At 71.2% G+C, this 17,925-nt stretch carries 21 protein-coding genes; 12 read left to right on the top strand and 9 right to left on the bottom strand.

Annotated elements, in window-relative coordinates; translation table 11 throughout:
• Positions 1–35 precede the first annotated feature (35 nt).
• Together ABH937_RS18870 and ABH937_RS18865 are read left to right on the top strand one after the other, a co-directional pair.
• Positions 36–866, top strand: a complete 831-nt coding sequence (locus tag ABH937_RS18870; RefSeq protein WP_280692095.1) for a xanthine dehydrogenase family protein subunit M — start codon at positions 36–38, stop codon at positions 864–866.
• Positions 863–3,637, top strand: coding sequence for a molybdopterin-dependent oxidoreductase (locus tag ABH937_RS18865; RefSeq protein ID WP_280692093.1), 2,775 nt, complete (start codon positions 863–865; stop codon positions 3,635–3,637). Before ABH937_RS18870 ends, ABH937_RS18865 begins: the two co-directional genes overlap by 4 nt.
• A 6-nt stretch (positions 3,638–3,643) precedes the next feature.
• Here the strand turns inward: ABH937_RS18865 and ABH937_RS18860 are convergent, their stop codons facing one another.
• From ABH937_RS18860 to ABH937_RS18845, 4 genes are all read right to left on the bottom strand, one after another.
• On the bottom strand, positions 3,644–3,862 hold the full coding sequence (locus ABH937_RS18860) for a cold shock domain-containing protein (protein WP_280692091.1): 219 nt from the start codon (positions 3,860–3,862) through the stop codon (positions 3,644–3,646).
• 135 nt (positions 3,863–3,997) lie between these two features.
• The gene (locus ABH937_RS18855; protein ID WP_280692090.1) at positions 3,998–4,492 is read right to left on the bottom strand and encodes an N-acetyltransferase; all 495 of its coding nucleotides are present in this window, start codon (positions 4,490–4,492) and stop codon (positions 3,998–4,000) included.
• Positions 4,493–4,672: 180 nt separating this feature from the next.
• Positions 4,673–4,900: a hypothetical protein gene (locus ABH937_RS18850; protein WP_280692087.1), complete on the bottom strand. Its 228-nt coding sequence runs from the start codon at positions 4,898–4,900 to the stop codon at positions 4,673–4,675.
• A 320-nt stretch (positions 4,901–5,220) separates the two neighbouring features.
• Complete coding sequence (locus ABH937_RS18845; protein ID WP_370218897.1) at positions 5,221–6,450, bottom strand: MFS transporter; 1,230 nt, start codon at positions 6,448–6,450, stop codon at positions 5,221–5,223.
• Between the two features lie 357 nt (positions 6,451–6,807).
• Between ABH937_RS18845 and ABH937_RS18840 the strand changes: the two genes are divergently transcribed.
• From ABH937_RS18840 to ABH937_RS18815, 6 genes are all read left to right on the top strand, one after another.
• Positions 6,808–7,041 carry a hypothetical protein gene (locus tag ABH937_RS18840; RefSeq protein WP_280692083.1) on the top strand — a complete coding sequence of 78 codons (234 nt, stop codon included), beginning with the start codon at positions 6,808–6,810 and terminating at the stop codon, positions 7,039–7,041.
• Between the two features lie 609 nt (positions 7,042–7,650).
• A complete protein-coding gene (locus tag ABH937_RS18835) occupies positions 7,651–8,235 on the top strand; it encodes a CGNR zinc finger domain-containing protein (protein ID WP_280692082.1) in 585 nt (194 codons plus the stop codon).
• Positions 8,236–8,496: 261 nt separating this feature from the next.
• Positions 8,497–8,793 carry a hypothetical protein gene (locus ABH937_RS18830; RefSeq protein WP_280692081.1) on the top strand — a complete coding sequence of 99 codons (297 nt, stop codon included), beginning with the start codon at positions 8,497–8,499 and terminating at the stop codon, positions 8,791–8,793.
• A 73-nt stretch (positions 8,794–8,866) separates the two neighbouring features.
• Positions 8,867–9,394: a hypothetical protein gene (locus ABH937_RS18825; protein ID WP_280692079.1), complete on the top strand. Its 528-nt coding sequence runs from the start codon at positions 8,867–8,869 to the stop codon at positions 9,392–9,394.
• Between the two features lie 79 nt (positions 9,395–9,473).
• The gene (locus tag ABH937_RS18820) at positions 9,474–9,971 is read left to right on the top strand and encodes a hypothetical protein (RefSeq protein ID WP_370218896.1); all 498 of its coding nucleotides are present in this window, start codon (positions 9,474–9,476) and stop codon (positions 9,969–9,971) included.
• Positions 9,972–10,319: 348 nt separating this feature from the next.
• Positions 10,320–10,700, top strand: a complete 381-nt coding sequence (locus ABH937_RS18815) for a nuclear transport factor 2 family protein (RefSeq protein WP_280692075.1) — start codon at positions 10,320–10,322, stop codon at positions 10,698–10,700.
• Between the two features lie 212 nt (positions 10,701–10,912).
• Here ABH937_RS18815 and ABH937_RS18810 read toward each other — a convergent pair whose 3' ends face one another.
• On the bottom strand, positions 10,913–11,038 hold the full coding sequence (locus ABH937_RS18810; RefSeq protein ID WP_280692074.1) for a hypothetical protein: 126 nt from the start codon (positions 11,036–11,038) through the stop codon (positions 10,913–10,915).
• A 119-nt stretch (positions 11,039–11,157) separates the two neighbouring features.
• On the opposite strand from ABH937_RS18810, the gene ABH937_RS18805 reads away from it, so the two are divergent.
• Entirely contained in the window at positions 11,158–11,772 is a 615-nt protein-coding gene (locus ABH937_RS18805; protein ID WP_280692072.1) for an N-acetyltransferase, read from the top strand.
• A 79-nt stretch (positions 11,773–11,851) separates the two neighbouring features.
• On the opposite strand, the gene ABH937_RS18800 is transcribed toward ABH937_RS18805, so the two are convergent.
• A complete protein-coding gene (locus ABH937_RS18800; protein ID WP_280692070.1) occupies positions 11,852–12,739 on the bottom strand; it encodes a LysR family transcriptional regulator in 888 nt (295 codons plus the stop codon).
• Between the two features lie 124 nt (positions 12,740–12,863).
• Between ABH937_RS18800 and ABH937_RS18795 the strand changes: the two genes are divergently transcribed.
• Positions 12,864–13,832, top strand: coding sequence for an FAD-dependent oxidoreductase (locus ABH937_RS18795; protein WP_280692069.1), 969 nt, complete (start codon positions 12,864–12,866; stop codon positions 13,830–13,832).
• A 64-nt stretch (positions 13,833–13,896) separates the two neighbouring features.
• Here ABH937_RS18795 and ABH937_RS18790 read toward each other — a convergent pair whose 3' ends face one another.
• Complete coding sequence (locus tag ABH937_RS18790) at positions 13,897–14,148, bottom strand: hypothetical protein (protein ID WP_370218895.1); 252 nt, start codon at positions 14,146–14,148, stop codon at positions 13,897–13,899.
• A 75-nt stretch (positions 14,149–14,223) separates the two neighbouring features.
• On the bottom strand, positions 14,224–14,994 hold the full coding sequence (locus ABH937_RS18785) for a hypothetical protein (RefSeq protein WP_370218893.1): 771 nt from the start codon (positions 14,992–14,994) through the stop codon (positions 14,224–14,226).
• 195 nt (positions 14,995–15,189) lie between these two features.
• On the opposite strand from ABH937_RS18785, the gene ABH937_RS18780 reads away from it, so the two are divergent.
• Positions 15,190–15,510, top strand: coding sequence for a hypothetical protein (locus ABH937_RS18780; RefSeq protein ID WP_280692065.1), 321 nt, complete (start codon positions 15,190–15,192; stop codon positions 15,508–15,510).
• A gap of 246 nt (positions 15,511–15,756) precedes the next feature.
• Here ABH937_RS18780 and ABH937_RS18775 read toward each other — a convergent pair whose 3' ends face one another.
• A complete protein-coding gene (locus tag ABH937_RS18775) occupies positions 15,757–16,305 on the bottom strand; it encodes a cytochrome P450 (RefSeq protein ID WP_348533691.1) in 549 nt (182 codons plus the stop codon).
• A gap of 1,119 nt (positions 16,306–17,424) precedes the next feature.
• On the opposite strand from ABH937_RS18775, the gene ABH937_RS18770 reads away from it, so the two are divergent.
• Positions 17,425–17,862, top strand: coding sequence for a hypothetical protein (locus tag ABH937_RS18770; RefSeq protein WP_370218892.1), 438 nt, complete (start codon positions 17,425–17,427; stop codon positions 17,860–17,862).
• Positions 17,863–17,925 lie beyond the last annotated feature (63 nt).

Genomic DNA, 17,925 nt, shown 5'->3' with positions numbered 1-17,925 from the left:
CGCCGTATCCAGTTTGTCAAGGACGGTGGAACGACGTGGATCTGAACACGGTGGTGGAGGTGCGCGACGCCCGCGATCGCGGGGCGTGGCAGACCGGTGACGCGTGGTTGGGCGGGGGCACGTACCTCTTCTCCGAGCCGCAGCCCCACCTGCGCCGGCTGATCGACCTGAGCCGGACCGGCTGGGAGCCACTGCGGATCACCACCGGCGGCGACCTGGAGATCGCCGCGACCTGCACCATCGCGGAGCTCTCCGAGTACCCGAAGCCGGCCGGGTGGCGGGCGGCGCCGCTCTTCCAGCAGTGCTGCCGGGCCTTCCTGGCCTCCTGGAAGATCTGGAACATGGCCACCTTCGGCGGCAACCTGTGCAACTCGCTGCCCGCCGGGCCGATGATCTCGCTGTCCGCCGGGCTGGACGGCGTCGCGCTGCTGCTCGACCAGGACGGCGGCCGGCGCCGGGTGCCGGTCGCGGACTTCGTGCTCGGGGCCGGGCGCAACGTGCTGCGGCGCGGCGAGCTGCTGCGCTCGGTCACCCTGCCCGCTCGGGCACTGGCCGCCCGCACCGCCTTCCGGCAGGCCTCGCTCTACGGTCTCGGCCGCTCCGGCGTGCTGCTGATCGGGGCCGTCGACCCGTTCGACGGCACCCTCACCCTCACCATCACCGCCTCGACCGTGCGCCCGATCCAGCTGCGCTTCCCGGTGCCGCCGAACGCCGAGGCGGTGCGCGAGGCCGTCGAGAACGCCGTCGAGCCGCACGAGTACTTCGACGACATCCACGGACTCCCGGCCTGGCGGCGGCACCTGACCTTCCGCTACGCGCAGGAGATCCGTCGGGAACTGACCCAGACCCAGGAGGCCGGACGATGAGCTACTCGATCCGCGTCAACAACCAGGAGTTCGACGCCGAGCCCCGCCCCGGCCAGTGCCTGCGGACCTACCTGCGCGACCGCGGCTGGTTCGGCGTGAAGAAGGGCTGCGATGCCGGTGACTGCGGTGCCTGCACCGTGCAGGTCGACGGCCGGCCCGTGCACAGCTGCATCTTCCCGGCGGTCCGCGCCGAGGGCCGTTCGGTCACCACCGTCGAGGGTCTGGCCGAGGAAGGCGGCGAACTGCACCCGATGCAGCAGAAGTTCCTGGACGCCCAGGGCTTCCAGTGCGGCTTCTGCACGGCAGGCTTCCTGATGACCACCTCCGCCCTGGACGCCGAGCAGCTCACCGACCTGCCCCGCTCGCTCAAGGGCAACCTCTGCCGCTGCACCGGCTACCGGGCGATCGAGGACGCGATCCGCGGCGTCAAGCACACCGAGCGGCCGTGCGCCGGACAGGCCGTCGGCCGCAGCCTCGGCGCCCCCGCCGGGCCGCAGGTGGTCACCGGCACCGCCCGCTACACCTTCGACGTCGAGGTCGAGGGCCTGCTGCACCTGAAGCTGCTGCGCTCCCCGCACCCGCACGCCCGGATCCGCTCCATCGACACCTCGGCCGCCCTGCGGGTGCCCGGCGTGCACGCCGTCCTCACCCACCACGACGCCCCCGAGAAGCACTACTCCTCCGCCCGCCACGAGCACCCCACCGAGGACCCGGACGACACCCGGGTGCTCGACGACGTGGTCCGCTTCGTCGGCCAGCGCGTCGCGGCCGTGGTCGCCGACAGCGAGGGCGCCGCCGAGGAGGGTTGCCGCCGGATCGTCGTCGACTACGAGGAACTCCCGTACGTCATCGACCCGGAGGAGGCGATGCTGCCGGGCGCGCCGGTGATCCACCCGAAGGGCCCCGAGTCCCGCATCTTCCGCGCCGCGGACAACGTCTGCGGCGAGGTGCACGGGGAACTGGGCAGCGTCGAGCAGGGTTTCGCCGAGGCCGACGTGGTCTACGAGGAGACCTTCCAGACCCAGCGGGTGCAGCACGCCAGCCTGGAGACGCACGGCTGCGTCGTCTACTTCGAAGAGAACGAAGAGAACGAGGAGAACGAGGAGGGTGGTGCGGAGCGGATCGTGGTCCGCTCCAGCACCCAGGTGCCGTTCCTCACCCGGCGCGCGCTCTGCGACCTGTACGACCTGCCGATGGAGAAGGTCCGGGTGATCGCGGGCCGGGTCGGCGGCGGCTTCGGCGGCAAGCAGGAGATGCTCACCGAGGACATCGCGGTGCTCGCCGCGATGAAGCTGCACCGCCCCGTCAAGCTGGAGTTCACCCGCCCCGAGCAGTTCTACGGCGCCACCACCCGGCACCCGTTCAAGGTCACCGTGAAGCTCGGCGCCAGGAGCGACGGCACTCTGACGGCCATTCAGTTCCGGGTGGTCGCCAACACCGGCGCCTACGGCAACCACGGTCCCGCGGTGATGTTCCACAGCGTGGGCGAGTCGATGGGCGTGTACCGCGCGCCGAACAAGAAGGTCAACGCGTACTCCGTCTACACCAACGGCGTGCCCGCCGGGGCCTTCCGCGGCTACGGGCTCGGCCAGGTCACCTTCGCGCTGGAGTCGGCGATGGACGAACTGGCCCGCAAACTGGGCATCGACCCGCTGGAGTTGCGCGAGAAGAACGTCATCGGCCCCGGCGAGCACATGGAGGGCCCGTGCGGCGAGGAGGAGGACCTGCACATCGCCAGTTACGGCCTGGACCAGTGCCTACAAGTGGTGCGCAACGCCCTCGCCGACGACCGGAGCGCCGAACTGGCCCCCGAGGGCTGGCTGGTGGGCCAGGGCTTCGCGATGTCCGCGATCGCCACCGGCCCGCCCGGCGGCCACTTCGCCGACGCGACGGTGAAGCTGCTGGAGGACGGCACGTACGACATAGCCGTGGGCACCGCGGAGTTCGGCAACGGCACCACCACCGTCCACAAGCAGATCACCGCCGGGGCGCTGGGCACCACGGTGGACCGGATCGCCATCCGGCAGTCCGACACCGACGTGGTCAAGCACGACACCGGCGCCTTCGGCTCGGCGGGCACGGTGGTGGCCGGCAAGGCCGTGATGAAGGCCGCCAACGCGCTCGCCGAGCAACTCCTGTCGTTCACCGCCGAGTACGCCCGCACACCGCGCAGCCTGCTGCGGCTGACCGCCGACGCGGTGGACTGCGACGGGCGCCCGGTCTCGCTCAAGGAGATCTTCGAGGCCGCGCGCGGCAAGGGAGTTGAGCTGTCGGCCGACGGGCACTGGGGTGGTTCACCCCGCTCGGTGGCCTTCAACTCGCAGTGGTTCAGGATCGCCGTCGACCCGGACACCGGCGAGATCAGGATCCTGCGCAGCGTCCACGGGGCCGACGCCGGCAAGGTGATGAACCCGCTGCAGTGCCGCGGCCAGGTCGAGGGCGGGGTCGCCCAGGCGCTCGGCGCGACCCTCTTCGAGCAGGTCCTGCTGAACGACCGCGGCGAGGTCACCACCGCCGCCTTCCGCCGCTACCGCCTGCCCGCCTACGCGGATGTCCCGCGCACCGAGGTCCACTTCAGCGAAACCTCGGACTCCATCGGCCCGCTGGGCGCCAAGTCGATGAGCGAGAGCCCCTTCAACCCCGTCCCGCCCGCCTTCGCCAACGCCCTGCGCGACGCCACCGGCATCCGCTTCACCGAGGCCCCGTTCCTGCGCGACAAGGTGTGGCAGGCGCTGCATGAGCGGGGACGGGGGAGCGGTGAGTCCCGGTAGGCGAGGTCACTGGACGACATGGACCTGCTCCGCGTGCACCTCGCCCGAGTCGTCGCCCTCGTCGGTGACCATGAGGTAGGTGACCCGCAGGCCCTCGGTCAGGAACGGGAAGTCCTCCACGGCCGCGCGGTGCACCAGCACCTCGCGGCCGTCGTCCCCGTCGATGTAGCCGTAGCCCTTGACCTGGTTGTACCACCGGACAACCCCGCTGACCCGGTTGCTCATCGCCGACCCCTCTCGTAACTTCGCGACGGCAGAAGCTCGTTGACCGACATCGTCGCACGCTGTGGCGCTCGGAACAGCGTTGTCGCCGCATCGGGTCGGCCGTCGGTACGGGCGGAGTTCAGAGATCGAGCTGAGTCAGGTGAGATCCGGAAGGGCCAGCCAGTCCTGCCAGGAGAGGTCCCGTCCGACGTACCGGGGGCGTTCGAAGGGCCATGCCTCGGCGATCCACCGCGGGACGAGGGTGTCCAGCGCGCGCTGGAGTTCGGTGCCGACCTGGTCGTCCACCACCCACCAGGAGATCTCGGCGTCGGCGCCGGTCTTCTCCGGCGGGTCGATGTAGACGCAGCCGAGCAGGGCCGTGCCCGCGTCATCGAACAGCGCATAGTTGAAGGACTTGTGCGCCGCGATCTCGACCTCGTGCCGCACCAGATCCTCCCGGTCCTGCTCATACGTCATGGTGGCCGGCGGCCAGCCCCATGCCTCGCCGTAGATGGACCACAGACGCTGGCGCGAACCCATCACAGCCGGGTAGTCGAGCTCGGTGTCGGCGCCCGTGATCGGGCGCAGGTGGTGGCCGCCGGGGAGTGGCACGCGGACGGGATGGACAAAATCAGCAGGCAGCCAGGTCATGGGCCGGAGGCTAGCTGACGGCCTGCCGCCCCGCACCTGCTTAAATCCTGAACTCAGTGACGGTGCGGTTGGTGATGATCGCCGGATGAGGTGCCGAGGTCGTCGTTGCGTCCGGCCTTGATCCGTGGCCACCGGGCGGTCGGGCGGCGTAGCTGCTTGAAGCAGCAGTGGGCGAGCCGCTCAGAACAGCGTTGCCGCCGCGTCCGGTTGGCCGTCGGCGCCGGGCAGGGCGTCCTGCCAGGCGTCAGCGGTGGCGGTCGGCAACTGCTGCATGCTCGCCTCGCAGAGCACGAGCGAGCGGCGGTCCTTCTTGTGGTCGTGGACCACGCCGTAGCCGGGACGGCGGGTCGTCGGCATCAGGGCGACCAGGCGGCTGCAGGTGGGGCACTGGATCCGAGGTGCACGCATACGGACAGCGTGCCGCACACCACTGACACTCAGGCGGTGGCGCTTCGTGCGGCAGCCGCGCGGTGGTGGAGTGTGCGGAGGGGCGTGCGGTGTGCCTGCTTGAGGTCAGGCCACGTGCACGGCCCCCCGCACCCTGGGCCAGGGCGCGGCTGCCGCCGAGGGCTCGCGTGGTGGGGGAGGCCGCGAGCCGGGCCCCGTGCGGTGGGGCCGGGGCCTATCCAAACAGGGCGGCGACCGGTGGGGCGATTGGTGCCGGACACCGAGCGGCCGGCGGTTTCCTGGGTGATCGAACAGCGGGTCCGCCCGGCAGTTGCGAGGCTTCAGCGACCGATTGGCTGGCCATTGCGAGGGGTGGCCCGAAGCAGCAGCGGCTGTCCGGCGGCCAGCAGCAGGCAGCCGGCCGCCATCGTGAACCAGAGGGCGCCGGTCCCGGCGCGGGCGAGCAACTGGGTGCCGAGCAGTGGTGCCGCCACGGCGGCGATGCCCCAACTGGTGCCGTAGGCGGCCAGGTAGCGGCCGGCGGCGCCGGGCGGGGCGAGGTCGGCGACCATGGCGTAGGCGCGGCCGAGCAGCAGCAGGTCGCCCAGGCTCAGCACCACGGTGGAGGCCAGCAGGCCGGCCGGACCGTTCGCGATCGCGTAGCCGGCCAGGCCCGCCGCCAGCAGCAGGTAGCCCGCGCGGAGCGCGACCGGCGCCGAGAGACCGGCGAGCGGTGGCCGGCGCAGCAGCGGCTGGCCGGCCAGCACGGTCAGCGCCGAGGCGGTGTAGAGCAGCCCGGCGTCGGCCGGCGGCAGGCCGTGCCGGGCCAGCGAGAGCGGCAGCGCGAGGGTGAGTTGGAGGTAGACCAGTGCGAACAGGGTGCCGGAGGCGAGCATGGCGAGCAGCCCGCGATCCCGCCAGGGGCTGCCGACTACTGACGGTTCGTCAGAACCGGGGTCACTGGACCCGCCTGGCCGGTCTGCCGGCAGCACGGCATGCACCACCACAGCGCAGGCCAGGCAACTCGCCGCATCCGCGACGAAGAGCCAGCGCAGGTCCCACCGCCCGAGCGCGGCCGCCAGTACGCCGGCCGCCAGCCCGGCCGCCGCCAGGGCCGCGTTGAGCAGGCTGTAGGCGCGCACCCGGTCGGCCGGGTCCACCGCGTCGGCGATCATCGCCTGGCTCGGCGGTTCGTACAGCTCGAAGGCGAGCCCGAGCAGCACGGCGAACCCGGCCGCGACCGCCAGGCTGCCCGCCACCGCGAGCCCGAGCTGCGCGAGGGCGCAGCCGGTCAGTCCGAGCACGATGGTGCGTCGGCGGCCCAGCCGGTCCGCCAGTCTGCCGCCGGCCAGCCGGGAGGGGATGGTGGCGAGTCCGAAGGCGGTGCCGACCAGTCCGGCGGTGGCGGTGGAAGCGTGGAAGTCGGTGCTGATCAGCACGGTGAGGAAGGGCAGCGAGAAGGCCGCGAGCCGGTTCATCGCCCGGGCCGCGACGAGCAGCCGGACGGTACGTGGCAGTGGTGGCGAACCTGCCGGGCTCGGGCCGAAGCGCATGTGGATGCCAATCGTCACTGGTGAACCATGTATCGTCAGTGACGAATGCTACAGCTCGGCCCGCGCCTGAGAAGTGACGAAGACCCCCGTGAGCCAGGAGAGAACCTGACCGGCGGGGGTCTTCCCGTGTGTCGGCTTCGCTCTTTACGACCTCCGAAAACGCAGCAGAGAGGGCCCCGGACGGGGCGGTTCGCGGGGTGGGCTCCCGGTCGGACCAGGTGCCACACCGGGCCATCGGTCCCATGGAGCCAGACGCGTTGTTCGTGCTGGGAGACGGCAAGGCGGTAACGCCCGCGCGGTGGCCGCCCGTTCGCTGCAAAGGAGCTGAGCACGGTCTCTGCGATGTCGAGAAGACTCGAGCAATGGTCAAGACCTGTGGACGAGATGACGTGCGAGCAGGTTGCGGTGCCCAGCCGGGTCAGTCCTATGCTGACGGTCGTGCAGGTACTGGGCGTGAGTAGTGAGGACGAGATGGTCGCCTGCTTCTTGAGTGGCGAGCTGTCCAGCCGGAGGTTCGGCCAGAACCTCCGGTCACATCTGGCGGCAGCCGGGCAGGCCGAGCAGGTTCTGACGCATCCCTGGTCTGCCTTGAGGGCCACCTGCGCCTGACCGCCTACGCTCTCGCCGGCTTCCCGACCGGCATCGAGTGCCTGATCGGCACCGCGCCGGCCATGGGACGCTGGGCGCGGTAGCCCAGTCGCACCAAGGTCTCGCCGCCCCAAATTGGCCCAGGCTGGTCTGTGGGCTGGTGCTGAAGCGCATGCTCACCGGAACCTGGCCCTCCTGCGTCCCTCCGTGCAGCGGATCCGCCACCTGACGCTGACCGATCTCACCAGTGCTCAGCTTCGGCAGACGGAGCTCGAAGCGGCGGTGGCCACGGCTCAGCCGGTGCCGCTTTCCGCGAGCCATGGACGGACCGGACACATGCTTGACCAGTTCACGGCCACGCTCGCCAAGGTCGCTCCCGGCAGTCCACACAACCGATCCTGGACTGACCATCGGAGGGAAGCGCATGCCTGAGATCGGACTCGCCCGTATTCTCCGTGATGATGAAGGAACCACTGAACTGATGCGGTGGGCATGGCGGGAGGCCTCGGCCGAAGCCGGGGTCCGCATCGTTCAAACCATGGGCCACTCCTGCGGGATCCCGCTCGGTCCATGCCAGCGACGGCCGCATCTCACCGAAGGTCCAGAGGCAAAGGAGTAGCTGGTCAAGTGATGTTCGACAGTCACGTCGTGAGATTGCTGGACGCCTCGGTCGCTCTGGTCAACGCGCTGACCGACGGCAGCGCACGGGGCAGGCCCTACACCGCCCCGCGCGGCGCCGAGTCGGCGCCCGCGATCGTCGCCGCCCTGCCGCCTGCCGGCACCGACCCCGACGCCATCGGTCCGGCCCAGGCCGACCACCTGATCGCCACGGCCTGGCGAATGCGCGAGATCTTCGAAGCGGTGGACGCCGGCGACCTGGACGCCGCCGCGGCCACGCTGAACGTGCTGCTGCGCGCCGCCGGCGCCCGACCGCAGCTGGACCGGGTGGCCGGGGAACCGTGGCAACTGCACTTCCACGGCCGCGACGACACCCTCGCGGTGGGCTGGAGCGCCGGGTGCGCGACCGCCTTGGCGCTGGCCATCGGCAGCGACCTGGCCGGCCGGTTGGGCGTCTGCCAGGCGCCGCGCTGCGACCGGGTGTACGTGGACGGATCGCGGAACGCGGCGAAGCAGTTCTGCTCGACGGCGTGTCAGAACCGGGTCAAGGCCGCCGCATTCCGGGCCCGGCGCGGGGGCAGCGGGAGCGGAGGCTGAGGGGGGTTCAGCTGCCGCTCGCGCGTCGCGCGATGGTGACGGTCGCCGGGCGAGCGTCCGTCAACCGGCGGCTGGGCAGATCGCCGAACTACTGCTGCCGTGAGAACACGGAAGCCCTGCTCGGCAACCAGAAAGCGCTGCGCGGTGTTCATGCAGACCTGCCGATCACTCAGGCCGCCAGACCCGCAAAGGCTGTGGATCCCACCACCCCTGGCCGAACTCCTCCACCAACTCGCCGACGCGCCGTACCAGCGCTCCGCCATGACCCGAACCCTCACCGGTCAGCCGCCGTGGCTGTTCCCCGGCGTCGTTCCCGGCCGTCCACTCAGCCGCAAAGCGTTCAACGACCGGCTCGCGCGCCAGGGCATCCACACCAGAGCCGCCCGCACCGCAGCCCTCATCGCCCTCGCCACCGAGCTACCCGCACCGGTACTGGCCGACCTCCTCGACATTCACATCCATACGGCGCTGAGGCCCGCCACGCGCCCCGGTGGCGTCTCTGGAGGGCCGAGTAGAAGACTTCGAGCATCCATCTCATCGACACTGGGCAAGAATTGATGTTCATTCCGTTGGCTTCGTTCAGCGCGGGGCTGCCCGGGGCGCCCCGCTCATCATCGTGAGGAGACCTGGCTTGACTGTCTCATGGGATCTGCTGATATCCACGGCAGGTGGTGTCACCGCAACGGTCGTGGGCGTCATCGCCGGCGGTGTCGTCGGGCGCCGCGGCCAGCACCAGCAATGGCTGCAGGGGACGCAGACCGCCGCCTACGAGAAGTTCCTGCAGGCGTTCGGGGCCGTGGAGGCGGAGCTGCGCGAGGCATTCCTCGACGAGCGGAGGCCCGCCGTCGACTGGGTGCCGTTCGTGGCCGCCCAGCACTCGGTGAGCCTCGTTGCCGACCCGGCGACCAGCACAGCAGCCGAGCGGGTCTGCGAGACCCTGGAGGACTTCACCATTCTCTTCCACGGCCGTCAGCCGACCGACCTCGAAGAACTGCGGCCGATTCATACCGCACTGGGCGAGGCTCACCTGAGCTTCGTCAATGCGGCCCGCTGTTCCCTCGCCCCGTCCCAACGGCGCCTGGACCGATCACTGGGCGGCCCCTCGCCCTGGCGGGGCGTCGAGTCCTTCTACACCCGACCTGACAGAAGCCTCGACTGAGCCTTGGCTGGACGTCCGACTGAAAGGTAGGAATATCATGAATCTCCCTTGGGGAACCCTCATATCCACCGCCAGCGGAGTGGCCGCGACGATCCTGGGCATCCTCGTAGGTACCCGGGCCGGGCGCCGCAATGAATCCGGGCAGTGGATACGCGATCGGAAGATTGCGGCGTACGAGCGCCTTCTCCAGAGCTTCGGCGCGGTCGAGATCGGCATGCGCCACGCGTACTGGGAGCAGCGCGAGCCGGTGGGGATCGACTGGGAGGAGTGGAACGCCGCCTTGGTGTCGGTCAGCCTGGTGGCCGACACCGATGTGGGGATCTCTGCGGAGCAACTCGCCTCATTTGTGGGGGAGTTCAGTGCCTTCCCGTTTGGAGAACCAAAGGACATGACGCTACTTCGTCAGATTCATACGAAACTCGACGCTGCACAACGGGAGTTCGTCGACGCTGCCAGGCGATCGATCCACGCGTCAGACACGAAGCAAGTCCCCTGGCGTTTGGGCGGTCCGCCACCCTGGGGTGAGCTTGAAGAGATCCATCAGCGAGACAACGACATCGGTCGCGTCATCCCCTGAACCACATGGGGTTCGGAGCGTCACGGGACAGGCACAGCCGCTCCCAGGCGCGCTGCCGGGGCAGTTCCTCACGGTCCGCCTGCGGCCGGGCCCACGGGCCGCCCCGGTCATCCGCAACTACTCGCTCTCCGGCCGACCACATGTGACCGGATGCATCCGTGGCCGAGGGCGCCACCGTCGATGGCGCGATACGCGTCCAAGGCCGCCGACGGAGCACCGGTTTGCGGGCGGTCGGCGCGGCTGCCTAGCGTGGTTGGGTGAGGAGGGGGGAGAATACCGGCGGGGTGGATCGGTTCCCGCGACCCAGGACGTCGGGCGCGTGGTGCTCCGAGCGAAAGGGCCATGACGATGGAAGCGACGGTTGCCCGGGCTCTGCTGGACCGGCACTGGGCCGCATCGAACAGCGGTGACGCGGACGCGGAACACGACATCTACGCCGACGACGTCATCGTCGAGTACCCGCAGTCCGGCGAGGTCATCCGCGGCAGGAGCAACATCCAGGCACTGCGTACCCAACATCCCGCGGTCCGGACCTTCACCGTGCGCAGGATCCTCGGAGCCGGCGATCTCTGGGTGACCGAGTTCGTGCTCACCTATGACGGCAAGCCCACGCAGACGGTGAGCATCATGGAGTTCTCGGCAGGACGCGTGGTGAGGGAGACGCAGTACTTCGCTGACCCGTTCGACCCGCCGGCCTGGCGGTCGCAGTGGGTCGAACCTGGGGAATGATCCGCCAGTGGGGCTGATGGTGGTCACGGCAGGTGTAGTTCGTGATCCGGGTGGTGCTGGCGCCGGTCGGCGAGGTGGGGGGCCGGGTTCGGACAAGACGATGGCCGTTGCGATCACGACGAGGCGTGACCCGTGATCAGGAAGCGGCGGCTCTGACCGCCAAGATCGACCGGGCCTTGCTTGCGGCACCCGGAGCGGAAGCTGAGGGGGGTTCAGCTGCCGTTGTCGCGTCGCGCGATGGTGACGATCTCCGGGCTCGCGTCCGTCAGCGGGCCGCTGTGCAGATCGCCGAACTGCTCCTCGACCACCAACCCGGCCCCCGCCAACGCCGCCGCCACCCCGGCTCGGTCCAGGAACCGCAGCGTGCTGCTGCTGCGCCGCTCGGAGAGTTCCCACGCAGCACAGCAGCCGGATAATCGAACCGCACTCGCGCCGGTGGTGACGTACCCTCGCGGCCATGACCACAGACGCCCCCGCCGAGCTGCTGATCCGGCCCGAGACCCCCGAGGACCACGACGGGATCCGCACGGTGCACGCCCGCGCGTTCGGCGACAGCGAGCGGGTGCCGAGGCTGGTCGACACGCTCCGGGCCGCCGAGGCGGCGCTGCCGCCGCTCTCCTTCGTCGCCACCGTTGACCAGCGGGTGGTCGGGCACGTGCTGCTGAGCGCGGGCCGGCTGGACGCGCTGCCCCGGTTGGTCGACGTGTACTCGCTGTCGCCGCTGGGTGTGCTGCCGGAGTATCAGGGGCGCGGCATCGGCAGCCGGTTGATCGAGGACGCGGTCGGGGCGGCCGATCGGCAGGGTGTGCCGCTGGTCTTCCTGGAGGGTTCGCCGAGCTACTACCGCAAGCGGGGCTTCCTCCCGGCGGAGGAGCTGGGCTTCCGGCCGCCGACGTTGCGTTACCCGCCGGGCGCGTTCCAGGTGGTCAGGCTGTCGGCGCACCAGGAGTGGATGACCGGCACCTTCGTGTACTCGGAGACCTTCTGGGCACTGGACTGCGTTGGCCTGCGCGGCGCGCGACTGACGGCGGCGAGTGGCGGGCGGGTGGCTGCGGATCAGGGGAGCGAGTAGCCGTTCCGCTCTCCCAGCACCCGCGCGGGCTGCGCGGCGGGTCGCCGGACGGAATCGGGCAGACCCTGGGCGCTGGGACTCAACGCGGGCCGTCCGGAGCGATCATGGCCAGCAGGAGCCGCACCGTACGGGAGTCGGCTCTCGGGTCGTAGGCGAGGCCGAGGGTGACGGTGGGGGTGGGGTCGGCCAGGCGGCGCAGCCGGACTCCGGGGACCCGGAGCGTGCGGGCGCGGCCTTCGGGGATCGGGGCGATCCCGTGTCCGGCGGCCACGGCGAGGAGCAGTTGCTCGTCGTCGGGCTCTTCGCGGACGATCCGGGGGCCTTGGCCCGGCCAGAGTTGACCGGTGATCAGGTCGTGCATGCCGGGACCGTTCTCCCGGGGCCACAGGATCACCGGTTCGGCGCAGATCCGGCGGCGGCTGATCCTGGAGTGCGACCTGGCGAGCGGGTGGTCGGCCGGGACGGCCAGGAGGAGTTCCTCCTCCGCGATGACGTGGCAGGCCAGGTCCGGAACGTCGAGCGGTGGGCGGACGAACGCGGCGTCGAGCCGCCCCGCGAGGAGTTCCACGGTGTTGTGCGCGGTCCAGCCGGTCTGCGCCCTGAGGTCCACTTCGGGATGGCGGTGACGGAAGGCGGCGACCAGGGCGTCGGCGGGACCGCCGCGCGCAGAGCGGGTGTAGGCCAGGCGCAGCCGCCCCTGCCGTCCGTCGACCGCTGCGGTGATCCGTTCCTCGGCGGCCGCGACCTGCTCCAGCACCCTGTTCGCCTCCTCAGCCACCAGCGCGCCGATCGGTGTGAGCGTGCAGCCCGCGTTGCCCCGTTCGATCAACCGGGCGCCGATCTGCCGCTCCAGGGCCTTGATCTGCTGGCTGAGGGCGGGCTGCGCGATGTGCAGCCGCCGCGCGGCCCGGGTGAAGTGCAGCTCCTCGGCGAGCACGGCGAAGTAGCGCATCCGACGCAAGTCCATCAGCCGATGATAAGCGCCACTTATCACTCGTGACCAGGACGGTCTTGGACACCCTCGGGCGAACCGGCTTTCCTGGGCTCAGCCCGTCGACGTCCGGTCAGCGGCGGACCCGAAGGGGAAGTTCATGCTGGACGTTGTGGTGATCGGGAGCGGGGTCATCGGGCTGACCAGTGCGCTGCGCCTGCAGCGGGAGGGGGCCCGGGTGGCGATCGTGACCGCCGACCCGCCGCTGTCGACGACCTCGGCCGTGGCCGCGGCCGTGTGGTACCCGTCCGGCGTGGCGGACGGCAGCCGGGTCCGGGCCTGGTCCGCGAGCACGTTCGCCGAGCTCGCCCGCCAGGCCGCCGGTGAGACCCCCGGGGTGACGATGCGCACCACCCGCATGCTGACGCACCAGGACACTCCGGACGTGCCGTGGTGGGGGGCGCCCGTCTCGGACCTGCGCCGGCTGGAGCCGGCCGAACTGGCTGAGCTGGCGGCTCCCTACGCGGGCGGCTGGGAGTTCACTGCTCCCTGCGTCGAGATGCCGGTGTATCTGGCGCTGCTCCTGGACCGGTTCCTGGAAGCCGGCGGTGAGTTGATCCAGCAGCGGCTGAACACCCTGGAACAGGTGCGTGGTTGGGCATCGACCATCGTCAACGCGAGTGGACTCGGCGCTCGCCGGCTCTGCGACGACCAGGCGCTGCATCCGGTGCGCGGACAGGTCGTCCTGGTGCGCAACCCGGGCCTGACGACCTCCCTCCGGGTCCAGGACAACTCCGCCGGATACACCTACGTCCACCCTCGCAGCACCGACGTCGTGCTCGGGGGCACCTTCGACGAGGGCAGTTGGGACACCGCCGTCGACCCGCAGACCGCGCGGTCGATCCTGCGCCGCTGCACGGCCCTGGTGCCCGAACTGCGCGGCGCCGACATCACCGGCCAGCTGGTCGGACTGCGCCCCGCGCGCCACGGCGGCGTCCGGCTGGAGGCGGACGACCAGACCTTGCCCGGCACCCGGCTCGTCCACAACTACGGCCACGGCGGCGCCGGCGTGACGCTGTCGTGGGGATGCGCGAACACCACCGCGGCCCTGATCGGCGCGACGTCATGAATGGCGAGGCTCGGATCGGTGAAGTGGCGCTCGCCCATGCGGTGTGGTGGGTGGCGAGCGTGGATCAGGAAGCCAGGGGCCCGCCCTCGCCCAGCACCCGGCGGAGCTCCGCCACCGGGTAGGGCGTTCGGCGGCTCTCCCGCTGCAGCTGCCGGTAGAACTCCGTCATCACCAGCGCCAACGGCGCGTGCCGGAGCAGGATCGCCTCGGCCGCTTCGGGAATCACCTCGGGCGCGGCCGCCGGGCGGGTGCCCTCGGTGTACGCGCGCAGCAGCGCCCTGCGGTGTGCGGCGTCGCCGCCGTGGAGCTCGGTCAACAGCCAGTGCACCAGGTGGGTGAGCGCGTAGCAGTGGTCGTAGCTGCGGTGGCGGTCGACGAACTCGGCCTCCTCCTAGGACAGTTCGAAATCGTCGGCCAACGCGAGACCGTAGTCGGCGAAGTAGAGGCGCCGGCCGTCGGTCAGGATGTTCGCGAAGTGCGCGTCGAAGTGCAGCAGCCCACGCGCGCGCAGGAAGGCGGCGGTGGCGGTCAGCTCCCGCTCCACCATCACGCACGCCCGGTCGGCGGCCCGCTCGCCGGCGCGCAGCTGCCGGCCGAGCCAGCTGTGCAGGGTCTGCGGCAGGTACTCCAGGAACAGCACCACGCTCGCCGAGGCCCGGGCTAGCGCCTCGATCCGGTGGCGCACCTCGGCTCGCCCGTCCCAGTAGGCGACGGCCCGTTCGATGTCGGCCAGTTCCTCGGGCAGGGGTTGGACGGGGCCGGGCAGCACCCGGGCGTGGTGCAGCAGTGGAAAGCCCTCGTGCTGCCCGGCGAGCACCCAGTCCGTCGTCCTGCGGTGCACGGCGAGTTCGCGCCAGGCGCCGAAGCCGGGGCCGCCGATGCCGTAGTGGCAGAAGGCGGGCAGCGCGAACAGATCGGCGGTGGACCCGCGGTGCTCGGGCAGCAGCTCGAGCTCGGTGAGCGGCACCCGCTTGACGAAGACGGGCGTCCCGGCCACCTCCAGCCGGGTCACCGCCCCGCCGATCCCGGTGCCGATCGGCGTGGCCGACTCGACCAGCCGGCCCAACTCCCGCTCGCCGCAGTCGTTCAGCGCGGCGGCGACGGCGTGGTGGGCGGTGAGCCGCGCGTCGCGGTCGTCCTCGGCAGGTATCGGGATCTGCACGGGGCGGGCCTCCAGACGACGGTCGATCCTGCAGCAGCTTAACGACATTGCGCCGTGTTCATCGTGATGAGATCGTGGCAGCCGTCGTCAAACCGAGACCTATGCAGGCCCCCGCAAGCTGCCCACCTGCACCAACACCTACCCAACAGGCCGCCACGGAGGTAAGGTCAGCCGCCCCACCTCGAGAGGACGAACATGGCCCTCCCTGACGACTGCACCCTGCTGCGCCGATGCGACGCCGAAGGCCTCACCGAGAGCGACCTCGCCGCCATCTACAGCGTGCCCGTCGACCAGATCAGCGCGCGGTTCGCCGCCATGAACCGCGCCATCGACACCGCGCAGAACCGCGAGACGACCGAACTCATGGCCGCGATCCGCCACTACAAGGCCACCGGGCAAGGAGCTGCCGACGCAGTCCTACGGGCGCATCGCCGCGGCTGGACAGCGGAGCGGATCCGCAGCAGGACCGGCGTCGACATCGACACCGTCCACCAGATCCTCGCCGACGCAGCCTGAAGCCGGCGATCACGACGGGCTCCCGAATCGTCCGAGCTCGTGCCATGGTCCGCCACGGGAGCCCTGTCACCCTGTCCAGTCCCCGCCATCAGCCACGTCACCGCGTCCGTCACTGCCGTCTGCCTCTCCGCCGGGCCCACGCCGGCAGGCCCATGCGCCACTCGCGCCAGTACGACACCGTCCGGCCGCGCAGCCTGCGAGAGCCAGAACGTCGAGCCGCCAGATCGCCGGCGACTCCCCGCACGGTTACTGCTGGGCAGCACGTCGCGGCCAGAGGCGGACGGGCAGCGAGCGCAGGCTGTTCAGCGCGATCGCCGGATAGGGCACCAGCTCCTCCTCGGGCACGGCGAGCGTGAGCGCGGGGAAGCGCTCGAAGAGGGCACCCAGCGCGATCCGTGCCTCGAGACGGGCCAGTTGGGCGCCCGGGCAGATGTGCGGCCCGTGGCCGAAGGACAGGTGGCGGCCGGTACCCCGGGTGAGGTCGAAGCGGTCCGCGTCGGGGCCGTGCTGCCCGGGGTCGTGGCCCATGGCGCCGTAGGCCATCAACACGGGCTCGCCCTGGCGGACCAGCGTGCCGGCGACGTCGATGTCCTCGGTGGCGTAGCGGAACAGGAAGTTGTTGACCGGCGAGGCCCAGTGCAGGGTCTCCTCGACGACGTCCTCCCAGCTGTGCGTGCCGGCCAGGACCAGCGCGAGTTGACCGGGGTTGGCGCACAAGGCGCGGACGGCGTTGACGATCAGGTTCACCGTGGTCTCGTGACCGGCGGCGACGATGACGCTGAGGGTCCCGAGCAACTCCTCCTCGGTGAGCCGGTCGCCCTGCTCGCTCGCGGCGATCAGCGCACTGGTGAGGTCGTCGCCCGGCGCCCGGCGCCCGGCGCTTGGACGCGATGATCTCGCCGAAGAGGTCGCGCAGCGCGCTGATGGTGGCCAGCACCTCGGCTGGGGCGGTGGTGCTGTCGAACAGCGAGTCGTAGAGCTGTCGCAGGGCGCGGTGCTGTCCCGGGTCGACGCCGAACAGGTCGCCGATGACGCTCATCGGCAGCGGAAACGCGAAGGTCCGCTTCAGGTCGACCGCTTGGCCGACCGTCACGCCGTCGTGGTGGGCGAGGCGGTCGAGCAACTCGCGGGTGATCTCCTGGATCCTGGGCCGCAGCTGTTCGACCCGGCGCGCGGTGAGCGCGGCGGACGTCAGGCTCCGCAGCCGTCGGTGGTCGGCGCCGTCGACCGTCACCATGCTGCGGGTGGGGTTCACCGCCGCGGTCAGCGACCAGCCGGTGGGGACCTCCCCGCGCTGCCAGGCGCCCCACTGGTTGACGTCCTTCACGAACCGAGGGTCGGTCAGGACGGTTCTGGCCACCTCCTGCCGGGTGACCGCCCAGGCGTGGATCCGACCGGGCAGCTCCACCGGCGCGACAGGGCCCGCGGCGAGCAGCCGGCGGCGTTCGGCCGGGCGGTCGGCGGCCTGCGGGTCGAGCACGACCCGGTCCGCTGCGTGCTGGGTCATCGGATGCCTCCAGAGAACTCGCTACGACGGGCAGGGCGCCCGCCTGCTACGACGGATCCGTCCGCGGGCCGGGTTCACGCGGTCGGTCGGGCTGACGCGGCCGGACGACCGGCGGGACGACCGGTCGGCCGCGCGCGACGAATGGTCGAACGGCGTCCGAGCGGTAGGCCGCTCGGCGCGCGCCGCCGGCTGGCCCCGACTGCGCGCGCTGTCCGGCGCCCTGTCCGGTCGTCCCGACAGCGTGCTGGAGCGGGCGATCCTGGGGCAGTTGGCGATGTCGGACGCCGCGGTGGTGGAAGCCCACCTGGTCAGCACGGGGGAGTCGATCCCCGCGGAGGCGGCGCTGCGCTCGGAGGCGAACAGGCGAACAGGCGAACAGGCGGCAGAGCCGGGAGTTGCGGGACGAGGTGAGCACGCGGCTCGTCCGGTGTCTGACCACCCCGATCGACCGGGAGGACCTGCTACGGGTGTCCCACGCGGTGGACGGCGGCACCCACGTGCTGCACGAGTTCGTCCGTGAGTTCGACCTGTACGGCCCGACCTCGCCGGACCGGCTCGTCCCGCTCACCCAGGGCATCGTCGGCCTGGTCGCCGGCCTGCGGACGGCCGTCTCGGGCCTGGTGAACCACCGGCGCTCGCCGGCGGCCGACGTGGCCGGCACGCATCTCGCGGCGGCCGCCCTGGAGCGAGCCCATCAGGAGCAGATGGTCGCCTTGGTGACCGCGCCGGCCACCGGCGAGTCGCTGAGGATGCTGGCCCTGCTGGGCCGACTCGACCAGGTCCGGGTGCAACTGCTGCTGGCGACCGACGCCCTGGCGGACGGCGCGATGAAGCGAGGCCTGTAGTACGGCGCCGGCCGGCGAGGGCGGCGGACCGCAGTGCCCTCGCCGGCCGGACCGGAACGTCCC

Origin of the sequence: Kitasatospora sp. GAS1066B (assembly GCF_041262605.1) — a bacterium.
In the GTDB taxonomy this organism is placed as follows: Bacteria; Actinomycetota; Actinomycetes; order Streptomycetales; family Streptomycetaceae; genus Kitasatospora.
Note: the sequence above shows the minus strand (reverse complement) of the source record. Positions and strands in the feature narration are given on the sequence as shown.

What these genes read in the sequence shown, in the direction of transcription:
- ABH937_RS18805 (WP_280692072.1), top strand. Translation starts at nt 11,158, where the DNA reads ATGACCACAGACGCCCCCGCCGAGCTGCTGATCCGGCCCGAGACCCCC.
- ABH937_RS18815 (WP_280692075.1), top strand. Translation starts at nt 10,320, where the DNA reads ATGGAAGCGACGGTTGCCCGGGCTCTGCTGGACCGGCACTGGGCCGCA.
- ABH937_RS18835 (WP_280692082.1), top strand. Translation starts at nt 7,651, where the DNA reads ATGTTCGACAGTCACGTCGTGAGATTGCTGGACGCCTCGGTCGCTCTG.
- ABH937_RS18860 (WP_280692091.1), bottom strand. Translation starts at nt 3,862, where the DNA reads ATGAGCAACCGGGTCAGCGGGGTTGTCCGGTGGTACAACCAGGTCAAG.
- ABH937_RS18850 (WP_280692087.1), bottom strand. Translation starts at nt 4,900, where the DNA reads ATGCGTGCACCTCGGATCCAGTGCCCCACCTGCAGCCGCCTGGTCGCC.
- ABH937_RS18780 (WP_280692065.1), top strand. Translation starts at nt 15,190, where the DNA reads ATGGCCCTCCCTGACGACTGCACCCTGCTGCGCCGATGCGACGCCGAA.
- ABH937_RS18855 (WP_280692090.1), bottom strand. Translation starts at nt 4,492, where the DNA reads ATGACCTGGCTGCCTGCTGATTTTGTCCATCCCGTCCGCGTGCCACTC.
- ABH937_RS18830 (WP_280692081.1), top strand. Translation starts at nt 8,497, where the DNA reads ATGACCCGAACCCTCACCGGTCAGCCGCCGTGGCTGTTCCCCGGCGTC.
- ABH937_RS18800 (WP_280692070.1), bottom strand. Translation starts at nt 12,739, where the DNA reads ATGGACTTGCGTCGGATGCGCTACTTCGCCGTGCTCGCCGAGGAGCTG.
- ABH937_RS18795 (WP_280692069.1), top strand. Translation starts at nt 12,864, where the DNA reads ATGCTGGACGTTGTGGTGATCGGGAGCGGGGTCATCGGGCTGACCAGT.
- ABH937_RS18865 (WP_280692093.1), top strand. Translation starts at nt 863, where the DNA reads ATGAGCTACTCGATCCGCGTCAACAACCAGGAGTTCGACGCCGAGCCC.